Origin of the sequence: Neptuniibacter sp. UBA6509 (genome assembly GCA_002435145.1) — a bacterium.
Classification (GTDB): Bacteria; Pseudomonadota; Gammaproteobacteria; order Pseudomonadales; family Balneatricaceae; genus Neptuniibacter.
In genome coordinates this window covers 1-6948 of the sequence record DJLT01000033.1, presented here as the reverse complement: position 1 = coordinate 6948, position 6948 = coordinate 1, and the positions used below count along the sequence as shown (strand labels likewise).

The 6948-nt window shown below is 40.9% G+C and carries 4 protein-coding genes; all 4 read right to left on the bottom strand.

Annotated elements, in window-relative coordinates:
* Positions 1-111: 111 nt before the first annotated feature.
* The 4 genes from B4K11_RS04085 to B4K11_RS04070 are packed head-to-tail and all read right to left on the bottom strand — an operon-like array spanning position 112 to position 6735.
* Positions 112-648 (bottom strand): hypothetical protein, encoded by a 537-nt coding sequence (locus tag B4K11_RS04085; protein WP_061094524.1) that lies wholly within the window; start codon positions 646-648, stop codon positions 112-114.
* A gap of 3 nt (positions 649-651) precedes the next feature.
* Positions 652-2841 carry a hypothetical protein gene (locus B4K11_RS04080; RefSeq protein ID WP_061094525.1) on the bottom strand — a complete coding sequence of 730 codons (2190 nt, stop codon included), beginning with the start codon at positions 2839-2841 and terminating at the stop codon, positions 652-654.
* An 11-nt stretch (positions 2842-2852) separates the two neighbouring features.
* A complete protein-coding gene (locus B4K11_RS04075) occupies positions 2853-5321 on the bottom strand; it encodes a hypothetical protein (RefSeq protein ID WP_150140950.1) in 2469 nt (822 codons plus the stop codon).
* Between the two features lie 4 nt (positions 5322-5325).
* The gene (locus B4K11_RS04070; protein WP_061094527.1) at positions 5326-6735 is read right to left on the bottom strand and encodes a tyrosine-type recombinase/integrase; all 1410 of its coding nucleotides are present in this window, start codon (positions 6733-6735) and stop codon (positions 5326-5328) included.
* Between the last annotated feature and the right edge of the window lie 213 nt (positions 6736-6948).

The following is a 6948-nucleotide window of genomic DNA, read 5'->3' as shown; positions in this document are numbered from 1 at the left end:
AGGGGATGGGCGCAAAACCCCTTAGAGCAACCTGTCGGACCTAATTGCATCGTGATTTGAATTTGACAGGTTGAGTCCAGACTAATCCAGCTAAGAACATAAGTCTCGGAGCTAATCTAGCTTCTCTCGCTTTTTGAATTCTAGAACGTTGCCTGTTGCCCCCGTTGTTTCCACATCGATCATTAACTCAATATGCTTGCATTCTTCAGGCATATGTTCCCACATAGCAACGGTCATTTGGTGCATTCTCACGGCTTGAGACTTTAAGCGTTTTTTATAATCTCCAAGCTTTTCTTCTTTCTTCTCAATTTCTCTCTTAAGCTTTTTGATTTCTTTTTTAGCTTTGTCTAAGTCTTCCTTAGCCTTTATGTGGAGAGGGTGGCCGCGAACCACAGTATCGGACACATTGCTTACTCCATGAACACGATTTGCTTCAGCGCTTTCGATCAGCGCTTTTGTTTCTGGATAGCGCCTGGCCGATCCATTCGATAACCCCGCTTCTTTCTCAACATTAGAAACAACAATTTTAAGCTTGTTGGCTTTAAGCTTTTGTTTCAACTCTCTGTTAATCGGCTTTTGATGAACAAGCCGCGCCAATGCGTCTCTTAGCTGTCTTTCTGTTGAGCTTAACTCCGCCTTGTCTGTCATGCCTTACGCCTTCCTTGTCGTTTCGATAACCAAATTCAGCACATCTTCTGCAAATTCATACTTTTCATATTTAAATCCTAGATCATCCATGATCGCTTCCGCAGCTTTTACCTGCATAAAGTATTTGGTTGCAGAACTGGAGTTTAATTCATTGTTTTCTTTTAAAAACTCAACGTTTCTCATTGCGTCCATACGGGAGGATTCGGCATAAACAGCATTTTCAATAAAATCATATTCGCAGTCTACACATTCACTTAAATCAATATTGATACGCATTGAACATTGAGTATTAGTGCAATACATCCCAGGAGCAATAGCATGTAAATGTTCTTTACCGTTGGTCAACCGATCTATCCAGTAGTCAACCGATAGCTTGCGTTTGCTTACTCCATCTTCAAAATAACTTTCACCTTCGCGACTAATCTCAGCCGCTGCTGCTTGACCTTTACCTCCTGCGATACGCTTACCATTCGCCATTTTTTGATATATGCGAGCAAATATCTCAGCCTGTTGTGTGACTCGTTCTTTTTGTATTTCGCTGTAAAGTTTTTCAAATGAATAGGCATTTCGGGCATACCATCGCGTCATTGCCATCGACAAATGCGAAAATTGCTGCTTCAAGGCGGGGAAAGAACACAGCTCATAACCAATTAGGTAGTACGCGAGGGAGCGCCGTGTCTGGTGTGGCGAAAAGTGAAATTTATCACCCTGATTAAAAGATGTTTGGGTTGGGTCGGAGGTCTGTAAATGCCCCATATCTTCTGCTGTAAGTGTAAAATCAAATTTATCGCTGTTAAACCCCGTATTAATTTTAGTGTGTAATGCGCTCTTCCCTATAGGTTGGGGAAAAGCGATGTCCTTCAAGTTTGCAAACATTCGATGATTATTTTTCTTTGCAAATCTGTCGCGATAAGGCGTATTAATAGCATTTAATATATGGAAGGCTTTCCAACCCGTTTCCGTGGTTACAAACGTGTCATTTTTGGTTTGACTACTGATCGTAATTTTTGATTGGCGTGTAGTTAGAAAGTAAATGGTTTCCTTGCCAGTTTCGGACTCACATCCATTTTTATCGAAAGTCGTTCTTTGCGCACCGTAAACAGGACTCATTTTGTACAACTCGTCTACGCGCATTCCTGACAATGCCAAGCAAAGCCATGAGGCTTTTGTGTTCAAGCTTCTCAAATACTGTCTAAAACCAGCCCAGCCATAATAAGTGTTGCCAATGCGTGCTCTGAAGATACTAAGACATTCTCGTCGTATTTGAATGCGGGGTTGAATAGATGTGAATATTTGCATCCACCGTGGATCTTCACCTTTATCCGCTAAGGTTATTCCATTGTTGTCGAGCGCCTGGGTAAATCGTTCCCATGATTCTGCATAACCGCCATGAGGTTTATGGCTATAGCCGCTTCTAACCCTCAGAATTTTTCTTTTTACTTCATCGGAATAAAAGGAAATCATCTGCTCAACTGCTTGTTCGATTTCATCTCTTAATCCGTAGGCTTTTACGATATCTTCACTGTACCCTTTTAATGCCGCAAAATAGATTCGGGGGGGAATCACCACTTTTCCGTTTTGCGCATCAGAACTCATGTTGTACATCTTATGGGATTGATGTGAAAAATTGACCTTGAAAGGTAGCAGCCCTTTCAAGTGGACAAGACTATTCAACCCTATAAAACAATAGCTCCTAGAAATATCATACCATCCCTCAGTAACCAAAATTTCTAGATGCTCTTGATTCAATTCCTCAAATGAATTGATGCCACGTTTGATTAGTTGGGCAATATCCTTTCGAAGAGAGTTTTTTTTATTATTTATTGAAGCCAGTTCTATATGTTTAACAGAAAACCACATATCCGCTAATGCTACGCACTTCATTTGATTAAGCATGTGACGCTCTTTTTGATGAAGTACAATGACATTTTCTTCTTGCTCTGGCTCAATGTTAAAAATCAAGTTCGTGACCCCACTCCCTTTGTAGTCAGAATTTCTAAACGCCCATATATCCTCGCCAAACAAGATGGTCTTTTTTTGATCTTGATAGACCACCATTTTGTCTAACTCTTCCCAATCGCCTCGCAGTAGCGCAGGGAGAAGTTCCTGTTGCAAATAGTCGCCTCTATCACCAATTAAACGCATGGTATCTAAGGTTGAATCCATATCTTGTGAGTTTTCAAAAGACAGCATAGATATAGCCCTTATAAAAATTGGGTAATGGAAGATAACGAGTCGAAAAGTGGATAACGCCCTTTTTCTTCAAGCAAATCCTCAGCTTGTTCAACGGTCTCTAATGGGAGGCCGTCAAGGTTAGCTTGAAAGCGATTTATCTTTAATTGAATTACCGAAGCGCGTTCTGGGTATTGGTCAATGGCTTCACTTAACGCATCGAGAAAGCTCAATAGTTTATAAATAGCGTAGGGGTCATCAACGAGTTTGGCGCTTTTGCAAAAGACGCAAAGATCGTATTGATAGCAGGTAATATCTTGACCCTCTTCAATAATCCCTTTTTTTTCTGCGAACTTGCGTGCTGCATAATGCCAATCTTTCTCTGACAGCAAATCAATTTCCCCGCCGCAGCTAATGCCATTGGGGTTTGTAGGAGCATTACGTTGTTTCCAAACATCGTATTCTAAGACGGGAATTTCCAATTCTTTCTTAACCGATTCTATAGCTTCACTGCGGCTCTTGCCCTGGGCTATGTAGACTAACCCCATCATCCCTTGTGACATTTGCTTGTTGTTTGAGACAGGGTGGCCGTTGGGGTAATGTCTTTCAGTTGTTTCAATATTGTGCTGCAAAATTTTTCGGGCTGTCCACCCTTTTTCTTCAGCTTTATACTCTAAGTTAGAATGAGTAGTGCGAATCCTACTGGCGGTAATATTTATAAAGTAATCACCGCGACCAATGCCACACAATTTTAACAGAACTTCGCGAATCGGAACCTCACCTTCTGACCACTGATAAGTAACATATTTACCACCCAGCGGTAGTAAGAATGGATGCTTGGTTGTTGAACTCCCCCCACCAAAACCATAATTTTTTCTGGGTAAAGGGTTTCTGCTCGCAGCATAACGCTCAACCAATTGAAGAAAAGGTTTGTATTTAGCTGCAACAATAAACTCACCTTTAGAGCCATCAGCATATTTGAAAGAAACTGTCATCGCTCCATCGGAATCTTTCTCTGAATAATTAAGCGGTATAAGCGCGTTCCGCAATGAAACATCAGTCATACATGAAAGAGCAGCGTAAGCAATAGGCATTGCTCTTATTGTTACAACTTGCTTTTTAAGAACGGTGACTTTTGCTTCCATCGTGTATACACCATCATCTCGTTTAATCTTGTTAAACGTGGTCATCTTTTGATCTTTAACAATGTCGGCGTAGGTTTTTACTAGATGGTCGGTCAACTCAGCTCTGCTATCAGAAAGCAAATTTAGGTTCTTTGATAATTGGAATGAAGCTCCAGACACATCAACCTTGCCTTTATCACCTTCGCTATTGAGGAAATATATCAGAGTGTCATAAGGGTCTTCGCTGTAGGTTTTCGAGAGGAGTTCGAGTGCTCGAAGAAAGGTAATTCCGTCAGTTTCTCCAACAGTGTCGCGCTTATTGATGTCAGCGACAATAAACCCAGCTTCCTCATCTTTGGCTTCGGGGTGGGAGCTTTCTTCTAAGCCTGAAAATAACGCTTTTACGTCCTTTGATGCACGACCTTTGTAAGCGCGAACTTGAGCAACTTTTGATGTCCGACCATCTTTATTTGACGTAACCATTTTAATGGGGTGGCGAACCTGTCTAATCACTGTGTCGTTAAATGCAGTGTAATAGGCAAACAAAGTGTAAGCTGCCGACATGCATTGATTAAAAGGACTCGCTAAGCCTTCTGAAGCTGAACCATTTTTTCTCCCAAGTGTAATCGTGATGTCACGATTATCTATTCTTTCAACCACAATGTTTTCTAGGTATTGAGGTGGGGGCGATTCGGGGTTTTCTTCTTTAAACGCAATAAGTTGAGTTACCAAAGAGAAAAAGAGAAGCTGAGTGCGTCTAACTAGTGCATACCATTCGCTTGATGTATAAGGTAGTGTAGCAAAATCTGTTATCTCACCAGTAAAGCTCTTAAGCGTGGCTTGCATGTCTGACACATCAAAATCAAGCACTGGAAGCATCGAGTCGAGATTCATCTTTTTTTGAAGAGCTGAGGATTCCAACAAACCAAACTCTTCACCATTATGATACTGAAATTGGTATTTTTTAGGCTCACTAGCAATGTCAACTAAGCGCCGTAACTCACCTGAGTTACCAGCGTAATAAAGATATCCAGCCTGACTAAAAGGGTCGAACTTCTTAATGTCGCAAAATGCAATGTAAGTCTTTAAGGCGCTTAATTTAACTACTAGAGACCATGCATTGGTTTCATTTTTCTTCTCTTGATCAACCCATCTTTTTAGCTTTTGCATTCTTTCCAGTCGAGAGGGTTTAGCTAATGGTTTTTTGGGATCACACTGTTCATGACACCAATAAATAAAATTGTGTCTTGTGCTGTTTAGCACCCCTTCTGGCCGTATATCAACGATCAAATCTAATGAAGTAACATTTTTCTTAGTAATCGGCGGAGCGGGTGATTTATTTTGATTTCTCGATGCTGCTAATCGACTTTTTGCCATATCATCACCTCAGCGATTGTTGTGCGAATTGATTTTTACGCTGAGCGAATTCCAACCATGTTTTATTGTCATTCATGTAGTTAACGTATTTTTGAGTGGTAGAGGTGCTTTCATGCCCCATCAAATCAGCCAGCTCCTGTAACAAAGCCTCGAAGGGCTTACCTGTTTCCATATGTTTGCTGTACAGCCAGTCGGTTGCGAAAGTGGCTCGTAAGTCATGAGGGGCAAAATAAATATCAAGCCCACAGTGTGTCAAATCATTGCGGATAGTTTCCACATACTTTTGAATGGTGTTTGGAGCGTAGATATTGCCATTCGATTTAACGAATAAGTGGTTATGGCGAAGTAATCCTTTTTCAATAGCCTTCTTCCTCGCCTTACTTAACTTGTACTCGTACAACAGATCCATGACACTGGCTGGGATTTCAATTGTTCTGTTTTTTTTGAACTTGGTTAAGCAACCGTTAATATTCTCACCAATTTGCACCTTAACTACTTTAGCTTTTGGCTTGTCCACGACAGAGGCAGGAAATGTTATTAATTCCTCCAATCTCAATCCCGTTTCAGTTTTTAAGTACACCATTAGGGCTTTAGTGTCAGATGAATTTTCAATATCAAGGTGTTTATAAAGCTCTTGTTTTTCATCTTCACGAAGTGGGTTAAGCTCTCGAATATCAGCATCTTGAGGTTTTTTTATGTTCTTAAATGGTCTAGTGAGACCTGTGGTGTATACAATAATTTCCTTACTGTGACTGCGATTGAGATGTGAGAGCATTTCATGTTGTGCTCTGTTTCCTTTGTTGCTTATGCGAACAGTCTTTGCCTTAAACTCAAATGGTCGAAAGGTTTTGCTGATTGAAATGATCCGCTGGCGATGAAGGAAGATGAAGTAATTGACAACTTTCAAAACATAGTTAGAGGCTGTACTTGGAGAACCACCGACTTTTCCAGTTTCATCCTTGGTATAAAGGTTTTCCAATAAATAGTCTCGATATCTCACGATTGGACTTTCCTCTACCTTCTCGGTGCAGTCATATATTGTTAACGGAGGTTTTTCATCAACCAGAAGGCCAGTCCTTGGGTGTGTATGTTCGGGGATTTCCGTGCTCAACCACCGATAGAAGCTCAATAACGCAACTGCATGGGATTGAATCGTCTTATCGGAGGATATATCTGGATCTGCCAACAAAGAGTGAAGATATAGATTCACTGGCACCACATTGATACCATCGGGGTCTATTAAAATTGGAAGTTTATGAGCAAATGGTTTTGAGTTGTCCCTAACGTCATGGATGATCTCGCCACTGTCAGGGTGTGGCCTACTTATAAATGAGGGATATTTCTCCGTACTAATCCACATAAGACAATAGTCAAAGCCGAAGTCATCTGGAAACGACCTATTTTGTTCAATCACATTAACACCTAAATCATCCGTTATTCACACTGCTAAGCCTTCCCCCAGGGGGTTACGCGTTCATACATCTACTTTTTCAAGATATTTCTTAACCAATAGTAAAAATTGTAACCACCCCTCATCTCGACGTCTAATTTATACAACCTGAAACATTACAACATGTGATGTCTAAAGTATTTCCCAACTGTAAGCGCATAGTTGGACGAAAAGGCC

What these genes read in the sequence shown, in the direction of transcription:
- B4K11_RS04085 (WP_061094524.1), bottom strand. Translation starts at nt 648, where the DNA reads ATGACAGACAAGGCGGAGTTAAGCTCAACAGAAAGACAGCTAAGAGAC.
- B4K11_RS04080 (WP_061094525.1), bottom strand. Translation starts at nt 2,841, where the DNA reads ATGCTGTCTTTTGAAAACTCACAAGATATGGATTCAACCTTAGATACC.
- B4K11_RS04075 (WP_150140950.1), bottom strand. Translation starts at nt 5,321, where the DNA reads ATGGCAAAAAGTCGATTAGCAGCATCGAGAAATCAAAATAAATCACCC.